Genomic DNA, 24,243 nt, shown 5'->3' with positions numbered 1-24,243 from the left:
AGCTTGCGTGTAAGCAGACTCTTATATTCGTGGCCGAACCGATTCGGCCACGAACCGGACAAACCCTTCCGGATCAGGTTCGTCCGCCGTGGGCTGGAGGACAACCGTGTCGGCGCCAGCTTCGGCGTAGCGCTGAACGGCCTCCGCGACCGTGCCCGCATCGCCCGCGACACCAGCACCCGGTGCGTCCGGGTCGGCATTGAGCCGTTCGGCGGCGTCCGGCCCGGTGGCGGTCAACAGGTAGACCACCACTTCGTGCTTGTCCGTCCGCCCGGCCGTGGCGCGTCCTTCGTCTATCAGACGGCGCGCTTCGCGTACGCCTTCGACTGACGTGCTGGCCGTGAGGATTGTGCCGTCCGCTGCCTCGCCGCACAGCTTGATCGACCGTGGGCCCGTCGCTCCCGCGAACACTGCGGGTTTGCTCACAGGTGGCCAGTCGAGCGCAACCTTGTCGAGGTTCACGTAACGGCCCTGCGTTGTCACAGTCTCGCCGGCCAGGAGCGCACGCATTGCCAGGAGGTGCTCACGCAGCAACGTGACCGGCGACTCGACCCGTGCGCCGACCTGTTGCATCCAGTCCTGCACACCGTGGCCGACGCCTGGGAGGAATCGGCCTGGGAACAGCCGTTCGATGGTGGCGATCTCCATCGCGGTCAGCGCGGCATTGCGGAACGGCACCGGCATCAGGCCGATCCCGACCCGCAGCCGTTCGGTCCACGCCAACGCGGCCGACGCGGCGGCGATCCCGCTCTCCAGGAAGCAGTCCTCCCACAGCCACAACTGGTCCAGACCGGATTCGTCGGCCGCGCGGGCCACGTCACGCAGGCGTTCGGGCGGAAACTGGGGACGGAACACAGCGCCAAGAGTGATCACCAGTCATTCCTACCCGCCGGTCCGCCACGTCACAACCGGTTTGCCTGAGTGCCGAACGGCGGCCGGTCGGGCCGGCAGCTCGTGCCGGGCGCGGGCAGCTTCAGGTCGATCAAGTACTGCGATCGGAGCCGATCGGTACACGATCCGGTGATGTCGTGGCCGTGTCCCTCGACCACGACAAGCCGCGCGTTCCCGAGCTCCCGCAGTGCGTTTCGCGCCGAGGACAACGGCGTCACCGGGTCGAACCGGTTGTTGATCAGCAGAGCGGGCGTGGCCGACCGCAGCCGCCACGAGCCGGTGTACCGCTGGGGCGGAGTCTGCCAAGTGGCACAAGGCAAAGCGAGGTAAAGCCAGTGCCTGCCGTAGTGCGGGGCGTGGACGTCGAACGATTCGGCCATAGTGGACCAAAGCCCGGGAACCCGCGGAACGCCGACGTCCACGCATGAGATGGCGATGAACGAGTCCAGGAAGTCCGGCCGGGACACCGCCGCGCTCAGGATGTCCTTGACCGTCTGCGCGGACCCGGCCGGGCCTTTCTCCAGCTCGGCAAGCAGCGTTCCCAAGGCGGGCCAGCCGTGCTGGGTGTCGTAGAGCAACGAGGCATGAGCCGGAACGACATAGCGATACCGGACCTGCAGCGCGTCCTTTCCTTGTCCCACAGTGATCGGCGCCTCGCGGAGCCGGTCAAGCAGACGGGCGTTGCGGCCGAGGACATCCGGGCCCGCGAAGGCACATCCGGGTGCGGTGCAGTACCGGGCGAACTCGCGGAAGACCTCCTCAGTGCCCGCCGAGCGATCCCACAACAGGCCGAGTGCGTCGTTCGTGTATGCAGTGGGATCGATCATGGCGTTGAGCTGCAGGGCACGGACTCGGTCACCGAACAGGGCACCATAGACCTCACCGAGGTAACTGGCGTAGGAGCCACCGGTGTACGTCAGTTTCGAGTCGCCGACAGCGCGGCGAAGAAGATCCAGGTCACGAGCAGCGTCCACAGTGGTCAGATGCTGACTCTGCCGCGAGCACTTCGCCGCGATCGTCCGGCTTGCCCGCGTGGCCTGACGTTCCTCGGCCGGGTTCGCCGGAGGTTGCGGCAAGTCGGCCCAGAACTGCTCCTGTTCGGCGGCTGACGCGAAGCAGTGAATCTGTCCACTTCGGCCGATCCCCCGCTGGTCAAAGGCGACAATGTCGAACCTCGCGGCGAGTTCCCCGGACAGCAGACCGTCTTTGGCCGCACTGAGGCCAGAACCGCCTGGCCCACCGACGGCCGTGAACAACGTGCCGATCCTCTCATGAGGCGACGTCGCCCGCTGCCGGAGCACCGCCAGCCCCCTCTTGACGCCGCGTGGCCTGGCGTAGTCGAGGGGAACATCAGCGATCGCGCATTCGTAGCGCTCCAGCCCATGCTCAGTGCACGGCGCCCAGCCCAAACGCGGTGTCGACGCAGCATCTGCTTGCGCCACAAGGCTGTTGACCGGCGGGGCGGCCGGACCTCCAGCGGTGACCGGACTGACAGCAGTGATCAACGCGGCGACGAGAAGTACCCTCACTCAGCCGATTCTGGCGCGGCCCCACTTACCCGCGCGTCATCCTTTTGACTGACGCGACATCACCGGTAAGTGCTAACGCCGTATCACCCGGCGCAACACGATCGGAGCCACCACGAATCCGATCGCGGCCCACGCGCCGAGCACCCCGACAGTCTCCAGGTGGCGCCAGGACTGGCCGATCTCGGCGACGGCGAGCGAATCCGGCAGCAGGGCTGCCCGCATCCCCAGGCCGAGCCAGTAGATCGGCAGCAGTTGACCGGCCCACTGCAGCCATTCAGGCAGTGCGGTAATCGGGTAGAACACGCCGGAGACCAGCACCAGCAAAGTGATCAGCAAGGTGCCGAAGCTGAGACTCTGCGGGCTGCGCAGCAATGAGCCGATCACCGCGCCGATCGGCAAAGTCGCGATCAGGCCGAGAAAAAGCACCCAGATCAGCATGAGCCATGACTGCGGGCTGCCGAGCGACAGGCCGCCGAAGAGAAACGCGCACGGAACAAGCAGGATCACCAGAACGGCGGCAGTGATCGCAGACTGACCGACTATCCGGCCGGTCAGATACCCGGTCACTCCGTTCGGAATCGCCTTGGAGCGCAACAAAGTACCGTCCATCTGGTCCATCATCAGCGCCATCGCCAGGCCCATCATCCCGATCAGCACGACATTCATGCCGAGAATGCCCGGAATCGCCTGTGAACCAATGGAAAAGTTGGTGCCAGGAACTGCGGTCCCGCGCAATGTGTACAGCACTACCAGGGGAATGACCGACGGCCACACCCAGCCAAGCATCTCCCCGGGATTGGTCATCGACTGCCTGCATTCAATCCACCCCCGCTGCAGACCAGCCCTGACTGCTTGGACCTGCGTCATGCGCTTACCCCCGACTCGAACTGGCGGACCATGGACAGGTAGACGTCCTCCAGACTGACCCGGCGTACCTCGAGGTCCTGGATTTCCTTGTCATATTCAGAGAACAGGTTCCGTACGTGATCGGTCGCATCGTCCACCGAGTCCGCATAGGACCGATCACCGCGGCGGTAGCGGACCTCGGACTTTCCGGAGATCTGGGCGGCGAGCTCAGCGGCTGTACCGGATGCGGCAATCCCGCCACCGGCCAGGATCATGATCCGGTCCGCCAGTTTCCCGGCTTCGGCGAGGTCGTGGGTGGTCAGCAGGATTGTGGTGTCCAGCCGGCGCACCAACTCGTGGAAGTCCTGCCGCGCCTCAGGATCGAACCCGACTGTCGGCTCGTCGAGGAACAGCAGCTCAGGGCGGCCGACCAGGCCGATGGCCACGTCCAGCCGACGTCGCTGCCCACCGGACAGCAGCGCGATCGGAGTCTTGGCCTGCCCGGTCAGTCCAATGAGGTCAAGCAGATCACCGACCGCGTAGGGTGTCCCATAAGGCGTGTAGTAGCGGGCGATGTGACCGAGCAGTTCGCCGACGCGCCATTTCCCGTGATCACGCCAGGACTGCAGGACGATACCCAGCCGGGCCCGCCACTTCTCGTTTCCGCTACCCGGGTCGGCGCCGAGTACTGTCACGTCTCCGCCGGTGCGTTTCCGGAATCCGGCCAGGATTTCGACAGTGGTCGTCTTACCGGCGCCGTTCGGGCCGAGCAGAGCCAGTACCTCTCCGCGCGCGAGGTGGATGTCCACGCCACACAGCACATCGACCGGCCCGTATCGCATTCGCAGACCATGGGTTTCGACAACATTCATGGCTTCAAGTATTTCATTGAAGTTCAATGTTGAAACTTTTCCCGGAACCCCACAGTTGAATACCGCTTTCAGGGCGGTAACCTTCAAACACGGAGGTGAAGCCATGCGACCGATCGACCTGGCCAGGGAGGCGGGAATCTCGACTCAGGCGGTCCGCAACTACGCGGACGCCGGTGTGCTGCCCGCCGCCCCGCGGACGCCGTCCGGCTACCGCACCTTCGACACCCGCCACCTCCAGGCTCTGCTCACCTATCGCGCGTTGGCAAGGGGCTACGGCGGCGAAACCGCGCAGGCGATCATGCAGGCCGTCAACGCGCGAGACGTGCCCAAGGCGTTGGCGCTCATCGACGCCAGCCACGCGGCCCTGCATGAGCAGCGCCAATCCCTGCAGGCGGTGGGCAAAGCGCTCGAAACAATCGCCGGGCAACCGTCGGCCACGCCGCCGCATTCGGACATGCGCATCGGCGAGGTCGCGGCCTTCCTCGGCGTCCGCACGTCCGCTCTGCGCGTGTGGGAGGCGGCCGGGCTACTCAGTCCACAGCGGACTCCAGGGACGAAGTACCGGACCTACGGCCCGGCCGACATCCGGCACGCCCGGATGATCCAGATGCTGCGCAACGGCCACTATCCCCTGCCGATGATCAAGCCCATCCTCCAGGAACTGCGCGGATCAGGCAGCACGGACGCCCTGCGCGCGGCCATCGCCCAGCGGCAGACGGCGCTGACCATGCGCGCGACAGCGATGTTGGCCGGGGCAAGCCACCTGAACGGCTATATCACGTGATTCCGCCGCAAAATCGACACTGCGCTCACGGTGGCGTAACCGCGCCACTCCAACTCCGCCGCCGGTGAGTAGCTCTTGAAATCGACCCGCCACCCGCCGTCTTCCTCCTGCTGATCGGCCAGCCTGGCCAGCTCGTCGGCGATGACACCGGGCGCGAACAGCTTGCGTGCCGGGCGGTCCGGCACGGGCGCGAAGTTCAGTGCCCGCAATGTCTCACCCTCGGAACCACCGGCCACCGGCGCGAGCCCGTTGTCCGGCACAAACTTCCCCAAGTGGTCGAGCAATTCAGCAGCCTGCGGGTATTTCTCATAGGCCGCGTCCAGGAACTGGATCGCGAACGACAGGGCGATCGCGTGCGGCGCCGAATCGACCTCGGCGATCGCCCGCAGACAATATCCGGCCGCCCGCTCAAGCCAGGGATGTCCGGCCACGGCCGGATCCTCGACCTTGAGCGCCACCGCGGCCACAAAAACCGTGCTGTGCAACGTCGAGACCGCGGGATCAGCCTGTACCCAGAACGGCGCGCTGGCAGTCGGATCGGCGACCGGCAACGCGAACGGAACACCACCATCCGCCAGCGAGATCGACTCCAGCCAGTCACACACCTCAACCGCACGCGGCGTCGTCGCCGGCGCGATCTCCGCAAAGACCTCAAGCGCGTGCAAAGCACCACCCGGCTGACTCTCCGGCGCACGCAAATCCGGCTCAAGCCCCCACCCATAACCACCGTCCGGATTGCGATACCCGTCAACGGCCGCCAGCACCGCGCCGACATCAGTCCGGCCGAGCAACAGCTCGAACCTGCGACGATCCAGAACCCGGGCATGTCCGGCCATGAAGGATGCTGCAGCTGCGAGATCTACCGTCATACAGCCCACAATGACACGGCACTCCCCCATGCCGTCTTGAACGAATCGGACTTCGTCACCTGGCACGAACGTGTACAAAGGACACCATGGGTATCGGGGGACGAATCCTTGGCGCAGCCACGGCAATGATCGCCCTGAGTGCACTGTCGGTCGCCGACGGCAACATAGTCCAGCAGAAACGTCAGGCCGAGTTCGCCGCCGCAGCCATGGCCCGCGCCGACACCTGGTACCGACAGACCCTCCAGTACTCCCAGGACGGCTGCTATCGCCTCGGAACCGGCTACGCGGCAACGGACTGGAGCACCCTTGGCGGCTGCCACCCGCCCTACTACCGGACCGACTGCTCCGGTTTCGTCTCCATGGCCTGGAACCTCCCCCACAGTTACGCGACCCCGCGCCCCGGCCCCGGCCAGGACCTGGGCGACCTGACCGAACAGATCCCCAAGGACCAGCTGTCCAAAGGCGACGCCCTGGTGGCCCCCGGCAAGCACGTCCGCCTCTTCGAAAAATGGCTCAACACCGAACAGACCCGTTATCGCGCCTACGACTTCGGCTCAACCCCGGTCAAGCACCAGGACTACATCTGGGGCGCCGCCGGAGAGTACGAATACACGCCCGTCCGATATGTCCGAGCAACAACTGCCTAATCGTGGTGCTGCTTTGTGACTTTTGTGTTTGACACAGCATGAGTAGAGGCTTCGTGTCAAATCGAGCCGCCCCAGCCCCGGACACCAAAGCAAGAACGTTCGAGCGGATCGCGGGTAGCCCACCGCTCAGTGGGCCGACGATCACGCGCCTGCCTTCACAACTGGCCGTATGGTGGGGACATAGGCTATCCCGTCAAGGAGTGCGCATGATCGAGCTTCTTCGCTCCAACGATCCTGTACTGGTCTCGTTCATCCGTTCGGTCCTGACCGACGCGAAGGTCGGGCACAGTGTCGCGGACTCGCAGATGAGCGTGATCGACGGTTCGATCGGCGCGGTCCAGACCCGGGTCATGGTCGCCGAGGAAGAATTCGACAAGGCCACGCAGCTGCTCACCGAGGCGGGTGTCGACCTCAAGCAGTAGCCTGCCAGGTGATCCATCCCGCGCGGACGATCCCCGTTGACTAACCTCGGCAGGGTCCGGAGGGAATCGGCGACATGATCCGAGTGCTGCTGGTCGAGGACCACGGCATGGTGGCCGAGGCGCTCGGGCTCGGACTGCGTCAGGCCGCGGACATCGAGGTGGTCGGCCAGGCCGGCTCGCTCGCCGCGGCGCTCGCCGATGCCCGGCACTGGCGGCCGGAGGTCGTGGTCCTGGATCGCAGGCTGCCCGACGGCGACGGCATCACCGCGATCGGCGACTTCGGCGCGCTCGGCGCCCGGGTTCTCGTACTGACCGGGGAGGCCACCGCGTCGGTGGGTGCACGGGTCGCCGAGGCCGGCGGCGCCGGACTGGTGCTCAAATCCGCCCGATTGGACGAACTGGTCGAGGCGGTCCGCAAGGTCGCGGACGGGCAGGTCGTGTTCGATCCGGCGTTGCTCGCCGGAGTGGTCAACCGGCTGACCGGGCGGCTGCGCGGCAGCACCGCACCGCTGACCGCACGCGAGCGGGAAACCCTTGTGCTGCTTGCGGATGGCGTTGGCACGACGGAGATCGGCGAGCGGCTCGGCGTGGCGCGCAACACCGCGCGCAACCATGTTCAACGCGTTCTGGAGAAGCTCGGCGCACGGTCCAAGCTGGAAGCGGTCGCCATCGCCCGCCGGGAGGGCCTGCTCGACTGATGCAAATGCACTAGCACGACTGAGCACGCTGCGTCTCGTGCCCGCCTTGGCGATGACACAGAGTTCCAGGGTGCGGCAACGACCGGACTATGACGCCGAACTGGACGTGACCGATGGTCACGACAGTGTGGCGGCCATTCGTCAGCTCGTCCGCGACAGCCTCATCGCGTGGCGGTACCGCGGCAGGCACGACGACGCCGTGCTGATCATGTCCGAACTGGTCACCAACGCCCTGCTGCACGGCTGCGGGGTGCCGGTCCTCCGGCTGAGCGGGACATCGTGGCGGTTACGCATCGAGGTCAGCGACGACTCCCCCGTCCCGCCCACCATCCGGACCGCGGGCGCGGACGGCGGCTGGGGTCTGCGCCTGATCGACGAGATGTCGCTGAACTGGGGTACCTCACCGCGCGGCATCGGAAAGGTCGTGTGGTGCGAACTGGGTACCGTCCTCGCACCAGTGGGATCGGCAGCCTCCTGAGCCCAGCTGTGCGAAGCTACGGTATGAGCGCGCGCGGCGGTGTTCCCGAGCCTGCCTTCGAACTGCTGGTGCGGGCCGTCAGGGATTACGCGATCTTCATGCTCGACCCGGCCGGGAATGTGCTGACGTGGAACACTGGCGCGGAGAAAATCAAGGGATACCGGGCCGAGGACATCATCGGCCGGCATTTCTCCACCTTCTACCCACCGGGTGATATCGCGGCCGGAAAACCCGCACGCGAACTCGAAACAGCCATCGCCGACGGCAGCATGGAAGACGAAGGCTGGCGCCTCCGCCAGGACGGCACCCGATTCTGGGCCAACGTCGTCATCACCGCACTCTTCGACGACACCGGCCGGCTGCTCGGGTTCAGCAAGGTCACCCGGGACATGACCGAACGCCGCGCCGCCGAGAACGCGCTGCGGGCCAGTGAGGAACAGTTCCGCCTGCTCGTGCAGGGTGTACTGGACTACGCGATCTTCATGCTCGATCCCGGCGGGCATATCATGACCTGGAATGCCGGCGCGAAGCGGATCAAGGGATATCAGGCGTCGGAGATCATCGGGCAGCACTTCTCGGTTTTCTATCCGCCGGAGGACATCGAGGCCCAGAAACCCGCACGCGAACTGGAAAAAGCCATCGCCGACGGCAGGCTCGAAGACGAAGGCTGGCGCCTCCGCCAGGACGGCACCCGATTCTGGGCCAACGTCGTCATCACCGCACTCTTCGACGACACCGGCCGGCTCCGCGGCTTCGGCAAGGTCACCCGGGACATGACCGAACGCCGCGCCGCCGAACAGACGTTGTCCGAGCGGCAGCGTCTCGTCTCTCACCTGGTGCAAGCGCAGGAACTGGAACGCAGGCGGATCGCGTGGGACGTGCACGACGACTCGATCCAGGCGATGGTCGCCGTGGGCATGCGGCTGCAACTGCTCGCCGAACGCCTGCCCGACGAGCAGGCCCAGGCCGTCCGCCAGCTCGACGAGTCGGTCCGCGGCGCGGTCGGCCGGTTGCGGGAGCTGATCTTCCGGCTGCGGCCGCCTGCGATCGACGAGGGCGGCCTTGCCGAGGCGCTCAACGGATATCTCAACGACGTTGTCACCGGCTGGGGCCTGACCTGCAGCCTGCGGTACGAAATCGACCGCGAGCCGCCGCCCGAGAGCGCCGTGACGATGTTCCGTATCTGTCAGGAGGCGCTGGCCAACGTCCGCAAGCACGCCGAGGCGAACTTCGTGGAGATCGTGGTCACCACCGTGTATCCAGGTGTGCTGGTCCAGGTGATCGACGACGGCATCGGCGTGGGCCGGGCCGGACGGGACCAGCCTGATCATTTCGGCGTCATCGAGATGCGCGAACGCGCCGAGACCGCAGGCGGCTGGTGGGCCATGCGCCAGGGCCCGGCCGGTGGCACGATCGTCGAGTTCTGGCTGCCCATGGCCCAGCCATGAGGCGGCTCAGCGTCCTGGTCGCCGACGACGACCCGATGATCCGCGAGGTCCTGCGCGACGTCCTCGAGGCCCAGCCCGACCTGGAGGTGGTGGCCGTCGCCAAGGACACCGACGAGGCCATCGCGCTCGCCGGACTGCACACCCCGGCCGTGATCGTGCTCGACGTGCGGATGCCTGGCGGCGGCGGAGCCCGCGCCGCCCGCGAAATCGCCCCCCTGTCACCGGGAACGAGGTTCCTGGCCTTCTCGGCCTACGCCGACGCGGGCGTCATCGCCGAAATGAGGGACATAGGCGTGACCGACTACCTGCTAAAAGGCGTTACGAACGTCGAGCTTGTGGACGCCGTTCGGCGGCTCGCCGGCGCTTGAGCTCAGCGCCGACTCGACTGTCTCGAACACGGCCAGCACCTGGTCGAGACCGGCCACACCAAGCACACGGGCGGCGAACGACCCACCGTGAGCGACTCGAAGTGACCGGTGCTTTTGTTCGGCGTCCCGGTTTGCTTCGAGCATGACGTGCAGTGCCGCCGAGCCAAGGAATGTGACACCTGTCAGGTCGAGCAGAATGATCGGCGCGGACGCGGCCAGGCCACTGCCGAGCGCGGTGGCGAAGTCCTCTTCCGACGCGAGGTCGATCTCACCCGCGACGCGCACGATCACGGCCGTGGTGTCCTCGGTGACATGCCAGCTGAACAGGTCTTCGCCAGGCACCGTGCCGTCCCCTTCCCGGGGAAGTCGGGTTCGCTTGGCCTCTCAGCCTAGTCCCCAGCAGCCGCGGCGATGGTAACGGTTCATGACGTGGACAATCGCTGTGCGTGACCGGACGTGGGGGCCCGTGCCAGGTTTCTGGCACGGGCCCGTATGTGTCGGCCGAAGCCGTTGCCAGAGTGCAGGGACGGCTGGCGGCTCCCGGCCGAGTAGCAGGGGATGCTTCGCGCCTTCGCTCTATCCATGAGTACGACGAACAACCCCCGGAAGGTTCAGGTGCGCCAGGTCACGTGATGTCGCGCCGGACGCTGATCAGACGGGCAGCCACGGCGGCTGTCACGGCATAGCCGATGAGCACAAGGCCACCCGCCCACATCGGCAGCAGCCATTCCGCATAGAAGAATCACACGAAGGCGAACGTGACCGCGGCGACCATGTTGCGGATCAACGCGCTCAGCGCGGCTCCGAACAAGGACCAAAGCGCTGTACTGGCAATGGAACCGAGCAGTACGATCGGTACTTTTCCAGTCACGACCGGGCGGTGCGGAGGCTCTGCGGATGGTGGCCGCCGAACGGCCCGGACGTTGTGCTGATGGACCTGCGGATGCCCAAAATGGATGGTGTCGAGGCCACCCGCCGGATCCGGGCCGAGTATCCGGACGTCCAAGTTGTCGTACTGACAACGTATTCCGACGACGAGACTGTGTTCGCGGCACTCCGAGCCGGTGCGCGCGGGTATCTGACCAAGGACGCCCGGGCCGGTGAGATCGCCGAGGCGATCGCCGCCTGATCGCGGCCGGGAAGTCCAATGTGGAGATAGCCGGGGAACTGGTGATCACCGAGGCGACAGTGAAGACGCACATCAACAACCTGTTCGCCAAGGCGGGCGTACGCGACCGCGCGCAGGCCGTCACGTATGCCTTTCGCCATGGAATGGCTCGACCGAACTAGACACGTGCCGGAACACCCTCTTCCCGCGGGCAATGCGGGAAGAGGGTGCCCAGCTCTGTTGTCTGCTGTGGACTAGGTCAGCAGCGCTTCCAGGCGAACCGGTAGCGGCTGTTGGGGTTGCGGTCCGGGGAGTCCATCGAGATCCAGCTGGAGGTGGTCTGCGGGTTGGATGTGCCCGCGCTGACCCGCAGGTGGGTGTTGATGTTCAGATAGCGCTGATCGTCGCAGGGGGCGTAGACGACCGAACCCGGGTCCACGGAGTCCGTGGTCACCCAGTCGTCGCGCAGCGGGCCCTGGAACGGGTGGATCTCCTTGACCGTGGTGGAATCACCCTGGAAGTAGTAGTTCGCGCCCTGCCAGGCCTGCGCCCCGGCCTGCAGACTGATCCGGCCGCGGTACTCGGCGCGCACGATCCCCCAGGTGTACCCGGACGGGACTTTCACATTCACAGTTATCTGGCAGTTCTTGCGGAAGTCGGTCGCCCCGGCGCCGACGCCCACCCGGGCCACGTAGTTGCGGTGGACCAGTGTGAACTCGGAGTTGTCGCTGGCGACCGCGACTTCCGTTGTGCCGACCGGACATCCGGAGCCGTTGGCCGAGACGATATCGACGGTGACCCGCCCGACCGGGGCCTCGTCCACAGCCGCCACCGTAGGCGCGTTGGCACATAAAGCCATGACAACGGCAAGTACTGAACTGAGCATTGAGGCACCTTTCGAAGACAACCATCCAGTAGCGGGCCCTGCACGCAGGGTAGCCCTGTCACCGGATCTCGGAAGCCTACGGATGGAGCAATACATTGCTCGGCAAGCACTTTCCCCCGGCTGCAACTGGCATCTGGGAAGGTATGCAGGTCAATGATCCGACGAGCTGACCTTCGTCCGGGCGTCCCGCAGGCCGGTCAGTGTCCACAACAGACAAGTCGCCGTCCGCCCAGGCGGTCAGGTCGTGCGGAGGACGCGCGGATCGAACGCGCGCCGGGTGTCACCCGGACCACGGATTAGCAATCCGGTGCCTTACCGCTCGGCCAGTCCTCCTCGTGTACCCGTGCCCCTGGCAGGAGTCGAACCTGCACGCCCTTGCGGGCAAACGAGTTTGAGTCGTTCGCGTCTGCCACTTCCGCCACAGGGGCCTTGCCTTCAGTTGCAGAACGGCCGGAGGGCATCGAACCCTCTTCTTCAGGGTGGAAGCCTGACGTGTCCGCCGAGTTCACCACGACCGCATTGAATACAAACCGCACCGGCGGGAGGATTCGAACCCCCTGGACGCGGGTTTGGAATCCGCTCCGCTGCCGACAGCTCGCCGATCTGTCATCAAAGAAATGCGTGAAAACAAAAGCCGCCCGGATCGGTTCCCCGATGGGCGGCTCCCGTGCGGCTGACAAGAATGCCTTGTCAGGGCGGGGAACCGCTGCACCCCTGGCCACGCCAGGAGCCGTTGGGCAAGCAACCGGGAGCGATCACGCTGCCACTCGGCCGCGTCCCTCGCTTCCAGCTACTCATCTTGACTCCTCAACTCGGTGTGACAGTGGAATCATGACCGAAGCCACTGGGCACGTCAATCAATATTCCAAGGGACCACATTGCCTGGCCGCCGGCAGCTCGCCCCTGAGGAACGCACTGGGTGGTACCCCCATAATGCGGCGGAATTCGGCGGTCATGTGCGAATGGTCGTAGTAGCCGGCTTCGAGGGCGAGTTCCGACCACGGCCGGGTGTGCGCGTGGGCCAGCACGGTCCGGACCCGGTTGATCCGGGCGAACCGTTTCGGTGGCATGCCGACACCTTCGGTGAAGAGGTTGCGCAGGTGCCGTTCGCTGACGTGCAAGCGTTTCGCACTGTCCCTGATGTCGTTTGTGGACAGCAGCCGGGCGGCTTCGCCGACCAGCTCGCTGTTGGACAGGTCAGCCGGCCCGCCCGACCTACCGGCCACCAACGCTTCGGCGAACCGTACCGGGTCCGCCCAGTGCCGAGCAAGCAGTTGGCCGGGCTCACCCCAGAGGTCGCCGAGCGGGACAACCTGGTCCACGAGATCACGGGCCGAGCGGCCGAGCAACAACCGGGCCCGCCCGGGCCGGAGCCGGACCTTCACACACGACGGCCCTTGCCGGCCAAGGTAGTACAGCGCCTGTGTCCGCGGCCCCATCACCACAAGCTCCGGTCGCCGTCCGGGAACCGACCGCAGGACAAGCGTGGTCGCGGCGTCCGGCGCGTCGAGCACCATCTGCTCGCCCGTCATGGACGCGACGAGCATCTCGTCCACCCAGGGCCGTAGCCCGGCAGAGACTTCGACGGCACGTTCCTCCAGCACGTTTCCACCCTACGCACACCGAGATGTGCCGAAACTTCATAGAGCTCGCCCATGCCCGGACGGCACGGTTGACGCATGATCCTGATCACCGGGGCCACCGGAAACATCGGAACCCACGTCCTGTCCCAGCTGACCGGCGCAGGTGCGCCGGTACGCGTCATGGCCCGCAACCCCGCCAAGCTGCGAACGACCGCCGAGGTCGTCCAGGGTGACTTCGAAGACCCCGCTTCCCTGACCAGGGCGCTGGCCGGGGTGCGGGCCGCGTTCCTGGTCACCACGCCGCAGAAGCCGATCGCGGACCACGATGTGGCCTTCGTCGAAGCCGCCGAAGGCGCTGGCGTGCAACGAATCGTGAAGTTGTCGGCGATCACGGCCGCGGGTGTCCAGGCCGATTCGTCCTGGCACCTGCTGACCGAGCAGGTCGTACGGGCGAGCGGCCTGGATTGGACGATCCTCAAACCGTCCAGCTTCGCCTCGAACCTGTTGCAGTTCGCGGATATGATCAGAGCAGGCGAACCGGTCCCCGACTGGAACGGGCCCGGCGCACTCGGTGTGATCGACCCGCGTGACGTGGCCGCGGTCGCTGTCAAGGCGCTGACCACAGAAGACCACATCGGACAGAGCTATACCCTGACCGGCCCCGAGCTGCTCACGTTCGGCGAGCAGATCCGAATCCTGGAGCGAGTCCTGGGCCGGCCGGTCAGGTCGGTGGACGTCCCGCTGGACACCGTCCGCGACATGATGATCGGCAACGGCATGGACCCGGCCGCGGTGGAGATGTCGCTGATCGGGATGCGCCAGGCCATCGCCGGTGACTACGCGATCGTGACCGGCGACGTCGCCAAGGTCCTCGGCCGGGCACCGACCGGCTTCGCGACATGGGCAGAGGACCATCGGGCGGCATTGGCCGGGTGACATCGACCGTGCCTGCGGTCGCAGCCGGTACCGTGGCCCTGGGGTCTCGGACTTCGGAGGTGGGCACGGTGAGCCGGCCAGGCAGATGGTCCGACGACTCGATTCCGGTGCCGCAGGACGGCACCCGTTCCGAGATGTCCGGCACCGCCGGTGACGTGGTGCAAGCCCGCGATGTCACCGGCGGAGTGCACTTCCACCGCCCCGAGCGTGAACCGGCGAGGCGGCCGCGGCAACTGCCCGGCGACGTCCGCGGATTCGTCAACCGGACGGCCGAGCTCGCGCGGCTCGACTCCTGGCTGCCACAGGACGAGAACGAACTGGGCGTCACCGCGCTCGTGGTCGTCGCGGGCACGGCAGGCGTCGGCAAGACCGCGCTGGCTGTCCGCTGGGCTCATCATGTGCAGGACAAGTTCCCGGATGGTCAGCTGTACCTGAACTTCCGCGGCTACGACCCTGGGCAGACCGTGTCGCCGGAACAGGCACTGGACGGGTTTCTGCGTGCCCTCGACATCGCGTCGTCGGCCATTCCCGCAGACCTGGAGGCCAAGTCGGCGCTCTACCGGTCACTGCTCGCCGGGCGGCGGATCCTGGTCGTCCTGGACAACGCGGCCACCGTGCGGCAGGTCCGGCCGTTCTTGCCGGGCACGGCGGAAAGCCTGGTCATCGTCACCAGCCGCAACCGGCTCTCCGGGCTGGTCGCCCTGGACGGTGGCCGCCGGGTGACCTTGGAGATCCTCGCCGAGGACGACGCCGTCCGGCTCATCACCTCGATCACGAGCGACTACCGGGCCGGCGACGATCCCGCTGAGGTCGCCGAACTGGCCCGGCTGTGCGCACGGCTCCCGCTCGCCCTGCGGATCGCGGCCGAGCGGGCGGCCAGCAGGCCGTGGATGCCGCTGGACCAGCTCATCCAGGACCTGCGCAACGAGTCCGGGCTTTGGGACGCGCTGTCGGCGGACGACGGCGAGGAATCCGACGCGGTCCGGACCGTGTTCGCCTGGTCCTACCGGGCGTTGCCGGAGAACGCGGCGCGGATGTTCCGGCTGCTCGGCCTGCACCCAGGCCCCGAGTTCGGGGTGACAGCGGCGGCCGCACTCGCCGGGACGACGGTCCCTGAAGCGCGCCACCAGCTGGACGTGCTGGCCGGAGCGCACTTGCTGGAGCAGACCACACCTGATCGCTATCAGTTCCACGATCTGCTTCGCGCGTACGCCACCGCCCAGGCACACCACGAGGAATCCCTTGACGCGCAATACAAAGTACTGCGCAGAGTGCTCACGTGGTATCTGCATTCAGCGAGTTCGGCGATCACGGCGATGGAATCGGCTCAGCAAGCCGTGCCGCTCGATCCGCTGACGGACTCCGTTGCGCCGCTTGACTTCACCAGCCAGCAGGACGCGGTGCACTGGTGCGAGACCGAGCAGGACAACCTGTTCGCGGCGGCACGCGCGGCCAGCAAGGCCGGCATGTTCCGCATCGCATGGCAGCTGGTCATCGTGCTGCAGCCGTACGCTGTCGGACATCTCTTTTCCGGCGACCTGCTCACCTTGGCCGAGATGGCGCTCGACGCCGCGCAACGAGACGGTGACACACGCGGTGAAGCCGCATCCTTGGCAGCACTGGCCAACGTCAACTCCATCCACAGCCGGTTCGGCCACGCCATCGATCAGCTGACCAGCGCCGTGGCCCTGTTCGCCGAACTGGAGGACCGGACAGGCACTGCCCTGGCGCTGACCAGTCTCGGTGTGGTGCATATGGTCAGCAGGCAGTTCGCCGAAGCCCTCGGTCCACTGCACCAGGCGCAGACGATCCTGCACGAGCTCGGGGACTCCCAACGGGAGTCGTACGCGCTGTTCAACATCGGTGAGGCGAATCTCGGCCTTGGCCGGCTGGCGGACGCCGCCGAAACCGTACACCGGAGTCTGGTCCTCTGCAGAGAGGCCGGGGACCGGTTCAGTGAATCCGTGGCCCTGATGAACCTGGCCAGGATCCATGCCGAGCGGGGTGAGACGGCCGAAGCCACCGGGTTCGCCCAGGAGGCGCTCGACCTCGGGCGGGCTCAGCAGGAGCCCCGGCACGAAGGCTGGCTGTTGCTCGAACTGGGGCAGATCCAGCAACTGGACGGACAGTTCGACGAGGCGCTCGTCTCGTATCAGCGTGCCGCGACTCTGCACCGCGCACTGCGTGCTCCGCAACGCGAGGCACGAGCCCTGGACGGCACAGGCGAAACGTACCGGCGGCTCGGCCGGGCGGCCGAAGCGGTCGATTTCCACCGGCGTGCCGTCGCCATGCTGCGTGACCTCGGAAATCGCTGGCTTCTGGCGAAAGCTCTTGGCAATCTCACCATCGCCCTGACCGAGACAGGCAACGCCGACGACGTCGAGGATCATCGCCGTCAAGCCGCGGCGATCCTGGCTGACTACACCGATCCTGAGGCAGTCAGCCTGCGCGAGCAGATCCTGGAGTCATGACAAGCCAGTGCGCGGCGTGCAGGTGCCCCCTTCGATCGGCAGGCAGCGCGGGCCGGATGCACTGGAGTTCACGAGCCCGGCCAGGGCGTTCGCCATCGCCTCGCCGGTCAGGACCGTCCCCACTGGATCGTGGCGGACATTGCCGACCGGTAGCCAGCGAGCCATCACGCACGGCCAGACGTCGCCGTCCGGACCGATCGCGACTCCTTCGCCGCAGTGGCCACAGAGTTGCGTCACATCCGGCGATGTGCCTTGATCACTCCGGCCGAGCCTGCGTTCCCGGTCGACCTTGATATCGCGTGCCCCGAGGCTTTCCAGATCCGCGCGAACCAGGTCCAGCCGCTGGCCCATGTCGACGACGCACACCTGCACAGGGATGCCACGCCTGATCGCCTCGGCCAGATTGGCCCTCGTCCGCGCATGACTGCCGGCCCGGCCGGTCACGGCATCGTGCGTGTCCGCGGAGTAGTACGAGATCTGCAGTGCGACATCCGGCGTCTCGTAGAGCCGCCACAGGTTTTCCCCGACATGGAGCAGGTTCGTGAAGACGCCCACCCGGAGGCCTGCGTCGAGCGCATACCGCACCAGGACGGCAAAAGAGGGATGCAAGGACGGTTCGCCGCCGATGAACTGGACCATCTGCAGGCCGTGGTGCACGGCACCGTCGATCACTCGCCGCCAGTCGTCGGCCGTCATGGTTCCGTGCCCGCCCAGGGGCGAGGAATCGGCGTAACAGTGGACACACCGCAACTGGCACCGGCCAGTCAGTTCGAGTGCCAGATAGCTGACCCGATCGGCTAGGCGCATGCGGCATCCGCCCTTCAACTCGGCATACAGCGTCGCAGGGAAGGGTGAACCGGTCAACGTCACGCGCACGGGTACACCTTTCACTCCACTGAGCGCTGTATCACCGGCCCGCCTAGGCGATAGTCTCTTCGGCCGAAGGGAGACTGCCCCGATATGAGCAATTCGCCGAGCTGCGACTCCTGTGGCCGGCCGCATGGCGCCTGGGCGACCGACCGGCTGACGTTGTTGCTGGACAGGTGGGGTTGGGACGCACAGGCACAGGAGATCCTCGCGGCGTCGCAGTCGACCGCCCTGGTGATCGTCGACCTGGACAACTTCAAACGCGTGAACGACCGGTACGGCCATGTCGCCGGTGACGCGGTGTTGAAGGCGGTTGCCGACACGCTGCGACACAGCACACGAAAGGGTGATTTGCTCGGCCGGTACGGCGGCCACGGCGGTGACGAATTCCTTGTGCTGCTGCCGGAAACGGACATGCACGACGCCATGATCGTCGCCGACCGCATCCGGCAGGACATCCGCGCGACGGTCGTCCCCGCACCGACCGACGGCGGCACGGTCCGGATCAACCGGGTCACGGCGTCGTTCGGCGTATCCGTCGGAAACCCCGGCACAGACTTGGAAGCGCTCGTCGTAGAGGCAGACGCCGCCCTGCGCCACGCGAAACGCACCGGCCGGGACCGAGTTCGTGCGCCCAGCCGAAGGTCGATGCGGATGCCTGCGGCCATCCTGGCCGCAGGCGCCGCTGTCGGCTTGATCGTCGTCTCCCTTGTCGGCGACACGCCCCGGGTCGAGCAGGTCGCAGCCGAACCGTCCACAGAGCTGGGCATCGCCCCGCAACTGCCGACGGTCACGTTGCCGCCGGTCACCGTGCCCACCACAGTCACGATGACCGCGACCGTGCCTCCGCCGAAACCACAGGCCCCGGTCGTCCGGCAGCAACCGAAACGCCCTGCCCAGACCCCGGGCGCGCCCACGGCACCCGCTTCAGAGGAGCAGCAGCCCACCCCTCGCGAGCTGGAGAAACCAAGCCCGACCCCGGCACCGTGCCGGGTCTGCGACCTGATGGACGCCGCGATCAGCGACTACATGCGCTTCCTGCCGACTCGCTGAGGTTCACGCGGGCCGGATACCGAGCTTGTGGGTGAATAGGTCCCGCGGGTCGTACTTGGCCTTGACCCGCTGCAGGCGTGGGTAGTTTCCCTGGTAGTACAAGGCATGCCAGGGCACACCCGAGGTGTTCCAGGCCGGGTCGGCCAGGTCGATGTCCGGATAGTTGATATAGGAGCCGTCGTTGATCCCGTTGGGCACCGGCACGCCACCGGTGCCGGCGTACACCGACTTGTAGAACTGCCTGATCCAGTCGATGTTCCGGGCGTCGACGCCCGGGTCGGCCGTGTCGTTCTGCCAGGCCGCGATATAGACCACCTTGAGGATCGCGTCCCGTTGCGGCATGGCGGTCGCCGCCGGGCTGACCGCGTTCACCTGGCCGCCATAGGAAACCAGCCACGTCATCATCATCCCCACCGACGGGTCTGGTTTGGACATACGGCCGTAGATGGTGTCGATCTGACTGTCCGCGAACGTCTTGCGAAGGTAGGCGGCCTTGTTCTTCTGCCTGGCGGGAGCCCCCAATTCCTCCACCGCGGACCGCATGTTGGCCAGGAAAGGCACCGCGGCCGGCGCTATGAAGGACGTACCACCGCCGACACCGGCGGTGACGGCGTCGAAGTAGTCCTTCAATCTCTTGGCGGCATCCGGCAACGAACCGTCGATCGTCCCGGTCACCAGCAGCTCCCCAGGCAATACCGGATTGGCCTGATTGCCGATCATGAGCACGGAGAACAGACTCGCGTTGGGATTGCCGGGCGCACTGTTGCGTTCGTGCCATTCCCCGTGATTGCGGATGAGCCGGCGGAACGACTCGGCACTCATGTCTTTCCATGACCAGTACGCGATGCCGGACAACGCGCTCGGCGGCGGCTTGGGCAGCAGTTTGGTCGGATCGTTGCCCGTCGCGCCTGGCGAGCGCAACCAGTACCGCGTGACCACACCGAAGTTCCCGCCGCCGGCACCGGTGTGCGCCCACCACAGGTCGTGGTTCGGGTCATCCGGTTCACGTGTGGCCACGATCGCCCGAGCCCGCCCGGAACGGTCCACCACAACGACTTCCACGGCATACAGATAGTCCACAACGGACCCCATCGCCCGTGACAACGGACCGTACGCGCCGCCTTGGATATGCCCGCCCGCGGCCACAGTCCCGCACTGACCACCGGGAATCGTGACGCCCCAGCCGTAGTACAACGTCCGGTAAACGTCCGACAGCAACGCGCCCGGCTCGATGACGAACGCGTTGCGCTCGTCATCGAAGTACACCGCGTTCATCTCGACCATGTCGATGATCATGTGCGGCTGCGGGTCGCCGACGAAGTTCTCATAGCAGTGCCCACCACTGCGAACCGTGACCCGCTTGCCCGCGCGCACCGCCTCGTTCACCACCCGGACCACTTGGTCCGTGGACCCGACGATCCGGAACGACTCGGGCCGCGGCGCGAACCGCCGGTTGATCGGCCGCAGGACGAGGTCCTCGTACCGCGGGTCACCCGGTCTGATGCTGACCGGCCCCACCTTGTCCCGCCCCTGGTCGGCAACTGCCTGACCAGGCCAGGCGACCAGTGCGCCGGCCGTGGCGGTGGTAGTGAGAAATCCTCGGCGATCCATGGTGAACACCCCTCTTGGTCGTGTCGTCCCCTGCCGCGCAGGCTAGGCAACCGGGCTGCACTCAACATGGATTCTTGACACGTCATGAATCCGGTCGGGCACAATGGGATGGTGACGCTGCATGTGGGGGTGCTTGGTCCGCTGACAGTTCGCGACGCGGACCACGAGATACGAGTCGCGGCAACCAAACAGAGACGCCTGTTGGGCCTGCTTGCCCTGCACGCGAACGAAGTCGTCAGCCGCGAGGAGATCATCGACCTGCTGTGGCCGGGCAAACCACCCCGCAGCAGCTCGGAACTGGTGACGGGCTACGTTTCCCGCCTGCGGCGTGCGGGCCTGCGGATCGACCTCATCGGCCCGGGCTACCAGCTGACCGCGCACACAGATCTGCAGGCGTTCGAAACCCACGTCCGCAACGCGGACCTGGCCCAGGCGTTGGAATGCTGGCGCGGCCCGGTTCTCGCCGAGCTACGCGACCATCCCGCCGGTATCGCGATCACTCAGCAACGTCTCCGCGTCGCAATGGAATTCGCCGATCATGCAGATCATGCGCTCGTCGTCTGCCACCTCCAGCCGCTCGCCGACGAGGAGCCACTCCACGAGGGTCTGCACGCACGTCTGATGCTCGCCCTCGCCGGCGACGGCAGGCAAGCGGCCGCGTTGGAGGTGTTCACCGCGATCCGATCAAGACTGGTCAGCGACCTCGGAATCGAGCCGTCGGCCGAACTACGAGCAGCCCACCAACGCGTACTGAGCCACGAATCCACCGAACTGGTCACCACACTGTCCAACGCGGACAACGCGATCGCCGCGGCCCGAGCCGCGTTCACGTTGACATACCGCACATTGGACGCACGGACAGCAGCCTTGTACCAGATGCTCGCGGTCGTGCCCGCCCCCGACTTCAGCCCGGATCTGGCATTGTCGCTGGCGGAAAGCCAGCAGCGCCTCGACCGGCTGGTCACCGCCCAACTTCTGCGGTCGACCCCCGACGGCCGGTTCACCTTCCACGGCCTGCTCCGCGTGTTCGCCGCCGACCTCACGACCTCACCACCCACCCAGGTCTACGACTGGTGCCTGGCAAACCTCTGTGCAGCAGCCGATGCGCTCTACCCGAACGACTTCCCGAGCCCAGTTCCCCGCCCACGCACACCCGCCTCCTTCACCGACGCCCAGACAGCCCTGACGTGGCTCGACACCGAACGCCCGCTCCTGGTCGGCGCGGTCAAGAAGGCGCCTGACACGACAGCCTGGCAACTGGCAGCCCTGCTACACGGCTACTTCACCATCCACCCGCACATCCAGGACTGGGAAACCGTTGCCACCAAAGCCCTGCAGGCCGCCAACGACCATCCCCAGGCCCGGATCCTCGCGGCGCAAAGCATGTCCGACGTCCGCAACCGCCAAGGCAACCTGCCCGAAGCACTCGGCCACGCCAACCAAGCCCTGGAGCTGAGCAGATCCCTGGACTGGCTGCCCGGGGAGATCAACGCCCTGGTGCATCTGGCCTTCGTCCAGACCACCGCCGGCGACCTCACCCAGGCCACACGGAACGCGCAGGCACTTGCCGCGCTGAGCCCCGCGGCCGGAATATTCGTCTTCGGCCACATCGCCTTCCACCGAGGTGACCTCGAACAAGCCAACACACACATGACCGCAGCGACGCACGTGAACACCCCGGGCATCACGGTCATGAGGCTGGTCGCCCTGGCCGAGATCCAGCGCGAACTAGGCGACCTGCAAGAAGCGCAGAAGCACCTCGCCGAAGCCCAAGTCGTGGCCCGGCAGCCGATCCAGAGCTGGGTCCGGACATTCCTGCTGAGAGCCCTGGCCGAACTGCACAGCGAGAAAGCCGAACACATCAAGGCCCTGGAATACGTCCACACGGCCATGACCGTGGCCGCCACCCTCGGCGACCCGGTCTTCGAATGCGAGACCCTCCAATCCCTCGGAACGGTCTGCCGCCGCCGCGGTGACCACCGCGAGGCGATCAAGTACTACTTCCGCGCCCTCGACCTCGCCCACCACACGGGCCGGGCCTACACCCAGACCGCCACGCACCTCGATCTGGCCGCCGCCCACCAAAGCCTGCAGGACCACCGTCAGGCCCTGTCCCACGCCACCCAGGCCGCCCGAACGGCCCGCCATTCCGGCTTCACCCGCCTGCTCACCCACAGCGAGCGGTTGATCAAGGAGCTGACCCCCTGATCAGCTCTTGGCCAGCTTTCGCTGCCAGAAGTAGGCAACCGGTTCGACCACTCGCGCGGCGACCGGCCCGAGGATGGCCATGAGCAGCACATAGGCCGTGGCGAGCGCGGCGAGCTGACTGTCGACGGCTCCCGCGGTGACCGCAAGCCCGGCGATCACAATGGAAAACTCGCCCCGGGCCACCAGCGCGGCACCTGCCCGGGCCCGGCCGAGCCGGCCGATCCCCTGCTGCCGCGCGGCGAACCAACCCGTGATCACCTTCGTCAAGGTCGTCACCACAGCCAGCGCGACCGCGAACCCCAGCACAGGTGGGATGGTCTTGGGATTGGTGTTGAGCCCGAACACCACAAAGAACATGGCGGCGAACAGATCCCGCAACGGCTCAAGCATCTTCGTGGCGTTCTCCGCGGTCGACCCGGAAATCGCGATGCCCAGCAAGAACGCCCCGACCGCGGCGGAAACCTTCAGCTGCGCGGCAACCCCGGCGACGAGAAGCGCGGCCCCGAGCACACGCAGCAGGAAAACCTCCGGCTCCTTGCTGTCGACGACCATCGAGACGTACCGGCCGAACTTCAACGCGATCACGAGCACAACCGTGATCACGATCAGCGACACCCCGACCGCTGTCAGTCCGCCCCACAACGTCGCCCCGGCCAGCAAAGCCGTGAGAATAGGCAGATACACGGCCATCGCGAGATCCTCGAACACCAGGATCGCCAGCACCACCGGGGTCTCCCGGTTGCCGAGCCGCCCGAGATCCCCCAGCACCTTCGCGATGATTCCGGACGACGAGATGTAGGTGACGCCGGCCATCGCCATCGCGCCGACCGGTCCCCACCCCAGGATCAGGGCGACCGCCGCCCCGGGCACCGCGTTCAGCACCAGGTCGAGCAGCCCGGCCATCCAGGACCGCTTGAGCCCGGTCACCAGTTCCTCGGCCGAGTACTCCAGTCCCAGCAGCAGAAGCAGCAGGATCACGCCGATCTCGGCACCCAGTTCGGCGAACTCCTCGATCCCCTCCAGGGGAATGAGCCCGCCCGCGCCGAAGGCGAGACCGCCGAGCAGGTAGAGCGGGATCGGTGAGATACCGATCTTCCACGCGATGCGGCCGAGCAGGCCCAGACCGAAGAAAACCGCTCCCAGTTCGATCAGGGAGATGGCGGTGGTGTGCACTTGTCCCTTTCTCAGCCGTTTTCAAGAACGTCGACGGCCCGTTTGAGGCCTTCGGCTGTGCCGACTGTGACCAGCATGTCGCCGCCAACAAGCTGGAAGTCCGGCCGTGGCGAGGGGTGCACGGTGCCGTTTCGCACGATCGCGACAACGGACACGGCTGTCCTCGTACGCAGGGCTGTGTCGCCGAGCGTGGCCCCGTCGAAGCGTGAGCCCGGCGCCAGCGGGAGCTGGCGCGTGGTGATGCCGGTGAGGTCCCGGTGCTGGTCCTCCAGCTGGATCACCAGCTGTGGCGCGCCCAGCAGGGTGGCCAGGGTCGCGGTCTCCTCGACGCTCATCGCGATCGACGCCACGCACGAGTCAGGGTCGTCCTGTTTGGAGACGATCATCTCCATCCGGCCGTCACGGTAGGTGATCACACCGATCCGGCGGCCGCTCCGAGTGACGAAGTCCTGACGCGTACCTATCCCTGGCAGGGGTGTCACCTCGACGTTCACG

General features: G+C 66.5%; 24 protein-coding genes, 3 tRNA genes and 1 pseudogene. 12 read left to right on the top strand and 16 right to left on the bottom strand.

What is annotated here, in order from left to right; translation table 11 throughout:
- Positions 1 to 21 precede the first annotated feature (21 nt).
- The 4 genes from JOF56_RS27700 to JOF56_RS27685 all read right to left on the bottom strand — a co-directional run bounded on the left by JOF56_RS27700 (position 22) and on the right by JOF56_RS27685 (position 4,138).
- Positions 22 to 873, bottom strand: coding sequence for an LLM class flavin-dependent oxidoreductase (locus JOF56_RS27700; RefSeq protein ID WP_307855281.1), 852 nt, complete (start codon positions 871 to 873; stop codon positions 22 to 24).
- A gap of 29 nt (positions 874 to 902) precedes the next feature.
- The gene (locus tag JOF56_RS27695; RefSeq protein WP_307855280.1) at positions 903 to 2,420 is read right to left on the bottom strand and encodes an alpha/beta hydrolase; all 1,518 of its coding nucleotides are present in this window, start codon (positions 2,418 to 2,420) and stop codon (positions 903 to 905) included.
- A 72-nt stretch (positions 2,421 to 2,492) separates the two neighbouring features.
- Positions 2,493 to 3,224, bottom strand: a complete 732-nt coding sequence (locus JOF56_RS27690) for an ABC transporter permease (RefSeq protein ID WP_245378426.1) — start codon at positions 3,222 to 3,224, stop codon at positions 2,493 to 2,495.
- A 59-nt stretch (positions 3,225 to 3,283) separates the two neighbouring features.
- Positions 3,284 to 4,138 (bottom strand): ABC transporter ATP-binding protein, encoded by an 855-nt coding sequence (locus JOF56_RS27685; RefSeq protein WP_209642421.1) that lies wholly within the window; start codon positions 4,136 to 4,138, stop codon positions 3,284 to 3,286.
- A gap of 103 nt (positions 4,139 to 4,241) precedes the next feature.
- Here JOF56_RS27685 and JOF56_RS27680 point away from each other — a divergent pair, with 103 nt between their 5' ends.
- Entirely contained in the window at positions 4,242 to 4,922 is a 681-nt protein-coding gene (locus JOF56_RS27680) for a MerR family transcriptional regulator (protein WP_245378425.1), read from the top strand.
- Here the strand turns inward: JOF56_RS27680 and JOF56_RS27675 are convergent.
- On the bottom strand, positions 4,910 to 5,791 hold the full coding sequence (locus JOF56_RS27675) for a hypothetical protein (protein ID WP_209642420.1): 882 nt from the start codon (positions 5,789 to 5,791) through the stop codon (positions 4,910 to 4,912). The two genes, JOF56_RS27680 and JOF56_RS27675, sit on opposite strands and share 13 nt — an antisense overlap.
- Before the next feature lie 86 nt (positions 5,792 to 5,877).
- Here JOF56_RS27675 and JOF56_RS27670 point away from each other — a divergent pair, with 86 nt between their 5' ends.
- The 6 genes from JOF56_RS27670 (at position 5,878) to JOF56_RS27645 (ending at position 9,852) form a co-directional block, all read left to right on the top strand.
- Positions 5,878 to 6,438: a hypothetical protein gene (locus tag JOF56_RS27670; RefSeq protein WP_209642419.1), complete on the top strand. Its 561-nt coding sequence runs from the start codon at positions 5,878 to 5,880 to the stop codon at positions 6,436 to 6,438.
- Between the two features lie 206 nt (positions 6,439 to 6,644).
- Entirely contained in the window at positions 6,645 to 6,860 is a 216-nt protein-coding gene (locus tag JOF56_RS27665; RefSeq protein WP_209642418.1) for a putative signal transducing protein, read from the top strand.
- 74 nt (positions 6,861 to 6,934) lie between these two features.
- On the top strand, positions 6,935 to 7,558 hold the full coding sequence (locus tag JOF56_RS27660; protein WP_209642417.1) for a response regulator transcription factor: 624 nt from the start codon (positions 6,935 to 6,937) through the stop codon (positions 7,556 to 7,558).
- 70 nt (positions 7,559 to 7,628) lie between these two features.
- Positions 7,629 to 8,036: an ATP-binding protein gene (locus JOF56_RS27655; RefSeq protein ID WP_209642416.1), complete on the top strand. Its 408-nt coding sequence runs from the start codon at positions 7,629 to 7,631 to the stop codon at positions 8,034 to 8,036.
- A 23-nt stretch (positions 8,037 to 8,059) separates the two neighbouring features.
- Entirely contained in the window at positions 8,060 to 9,484 is a 1,425-nt protein-coding gene (locus JOF56_RS27650) for a PAS domain-containing sensor histidine kinase (RefSeq protein ID WP_209642415.1), read from the top strand.
- Entirely contained in the window at positions 9,481 to 9,852 is a 372-nt protein-coding gene (locus JOF56_RS27645) for a response regulator (protein ID WP_209642414.1), read from the top strand. The genes JOF56_RS27650 and JOF56_RS27645 overlap by 4 nt, the downstream gene beginning before the upstream one ends.
- On the opposite strand, the gene JOF56_RS27640 is transcribed toward JOF56_RS27645, so the two are convergent.
- Together JOF56_RS27640 and JOF56_RS59605 are read right to left on the bottom strand one after the other, a co-directional pair.
- On the bottom strand, positions 9,793 to 10,194 hold the full coding sequence (locus tag JOF56_RS27640; protein ID WP_209642413.1) for an STAS domain-containing protein: 402 nt from the start codon (positions 10,192 to 10,194) through the stop codon (positions 9,793 to 9,795). The two genes, JOF56_RS27645 and JOF56_RS27640, sit on opposite strands and share 60 nt — an antisense overlap.
- Positions 10,195 to 10,594: 400 nt before the next feature.
- On the bottom strand, positions 10,595 to 10,723 hold the full coding sequence (locus JOF56_RS59605; protein ID WP_281065498.1) for a hypothetical protein: 129 nt from the start codon (positions 10,721 to 10,723) through the stop codon (positions 10,595 to 10,597).
- Positions 10,724 to 10,768: 45 nt separating this feature from the next.
- Between JOF56_RS59605 and JOF56_RS27635 the strand changes: the two are divergent.
- Positions 10,769 to 11,142, top strand: a pseudogene (locus tag JOF56_RS27635) (response regulator); the annotation flags it as partial.
- Positions 11,143 to 11,219: 77 nt separating this feature from the next.
- Here the strand turns inward: JOF56_RS27635 and JOF56_RS27630 are convergent.
- The 5 genes from JOF56_RS27630 to JOF56_RS27610 all read right to left on the bottom strand — a co-directional run bounded on the left by JOF56_RS27630 (position 11,220) and on the right by JOF56_RS27610 (position 13,450).
- Positions 11,220 to 11,846: a DUF4360 domain-containing protein gene (locus tag JOF56_RS27630; RefSeq protein WP_245378424.1), complete on the bottom strand. Its 627-nt coding sequence runs from the start codon at positions 11,844 to 11,846 to the stop codon at positions 11,220 to 11,222.
- 247 nt (positions 11,847 to 12,093) lie between these two features.
- Positions 12,094 to 12,179: transfer RNA gene (locus JOF56_RS27625), tRNA-Ser, on the bottom strand.
- Between the two features lie 11 nt (positions 12,180 to 12,190).
- Positions 12,191 to 12,274 (bottom strand) — tRNA-Leu (locus tag JOF56_RS27620).
- A 17-nt stretch (positions 12,275 to 12,291) separates the two neighbouring features.
- Positions 12,292 to 12,364 (bottom strand) — tRNA-Gly (locus tag JOF56_RS27615).
- Between the two features lie 339 nt (positions 12,365 to 12,703).
- On the bottom strand, positions 12,704 to 13,450 hold the full coding sequence (locus tag JOF56_RS27610) for a helix-turn-helix domain-containing protein (RefSeq protein WP_209642412.1): 747 nt from the start codon (positions 13,448 to 13,450) through the stop codon (positions 12,704 to 12,706).
- Positions 13,451 to 13,525: 75 nt separating this feature from the next.
- On the opposite strand from JOF56_RS27610, the gene JOF56_RS27605 reads away from it, so the two are divergent.
- Positions 13,526 to 14,365, top strand: coding sequence for an SDR family oxidoreductase (locus JOF56_RS27605; protein ID WP_209642411.1), 840 nt, complete (start codon positions 13,526 to 13,528; stop codon positions 14,363 to 14,365).
- A 68-nt stretch (positions 14,366 to 14,433) separates the two neighbouring features.
- Positions 14,434 to 16,836: an ATP-binding protein gene (locus tag JOF56_RS27600; protein ID WP_307855279.1), complete on the top strand. Its 2,403-nt coding sequence runs from the start codon at positions 14,434 to 14,436 to the stop codon at positions 16,834 to 16,836.
- Here the strand turns inward: JOF56_RS27600 and JOF56_RS27595 are convergent.
- A complete protein-coding gene (locus JOF56_RS27595) occupies positions 16,831 to 17,712 on the bottom strand; it encodes a radical SAM/SPASM domain-containing protein (protein WP_209642410.1) in 882 nt (293 codons plus the stop codon). The two genes, JOF56_RS27600 and JOF56_RS27595, sit on opposite strands and share 6 nt — an antisense overlap.
- An 84-nt stretch (positions 17,713 to 17,796) precedes the next feature.
- On the opposite strand from JOF56_RS27595, the gene JOF56_RS27590 reads away from it, so the two are divergent.
- Positions 17,797 to 18,756, top strand: coding sequence for a GGDEF domain-containing protein (locus tag JOF56_RS27590; protein ID WP_209642409.1), 960 nt, complete (start codon positions 17,797 to 17,799; stop codon positions 18,754 to 18,756).
- 3 nt (positions 18,757 to 18,759) lie between these two features.
- Here the strand turns inward: JOF56_RS27590 and JOF56_RS27585 are convergent, their stop codons facing one another.
- Complete coding sequence (locus JOF56_RS27585) at positions 18,760 to 20,367, bottom strand: FAD-binding oxidoreductase (RefSeq protein WP_209642408.1); 1,608 nt, start codon at positions 20,365 to 20,367, stop codon at positions 18,760 to 18,762.
- Between the two features lie 111 nt (positions 20,368 to 20,478).
- On the opposite strand from JOF56_RS27585, the gene JOF56_RS27580 reads away from it, so the two are divergent.
- Positions 20,479 to 22,575 carry a BTAD domain-containing putative transcriptional regulator gene (locus JOF56_RS27580; protein WP_209642407.1) on the top strand — a complete coding sequence of 699 codons (2,097 nt, stop codon included), beginning with the start codon at positions 20,479 to 20,481 and terminating at the stop codon, positions 22,573 to 22,575.
- On the opposite strand, the gene JOF56_RS27575 is transcribed toward JOF56_RS27580, so the two are convergent.
- Together JOF56_RS27575 and JOF56_RS27570 are read right to left on the bottom strand one after the other, a co-directional pair.
- Positions 22,576 to 23,748 (bottom strand): cation:proton antiporter, encoded by a 1,173-nt coding sequence (locus JOF56_RS27575; protein WP_209642406.1) that lies wholly within the window; start codon positions 23,746 to 23,748, stop codon positions 22,576 to 22,578.
- Positions 23,749 to 23,759: 11 nt separating this feature from the next.
- On the bottom strand, positions 23,760 to 24,242 hold the full coding sequence (locus tag JOF56_RS27570) for a cation:proton antiporter regulatory subunit (RefSeq protein ID WP_209642405.1): 483 nt from the start codon (positions 24,240 to 24,242) through the stop codon (positions 23,760 to 23,762).
- Between the last annotated feature and the right edge of the window lies 1 nt (position 24,243).

This window comes from Kibdelosporangium banguiense (assembly GCF_017876405.1).
GTDB classification, from domain to species: Bacteria; Actinomycetota; Actinomycetes; order Mycobacteriales; family Pseudonocardiaceae; genus Kibdelosporangium; species Kibdelosporangium banguiense.
Note: the sequence above shows the minus strand (reverse complement) of the source record. Positions and strands in the feature narration are given on the sequence as shown.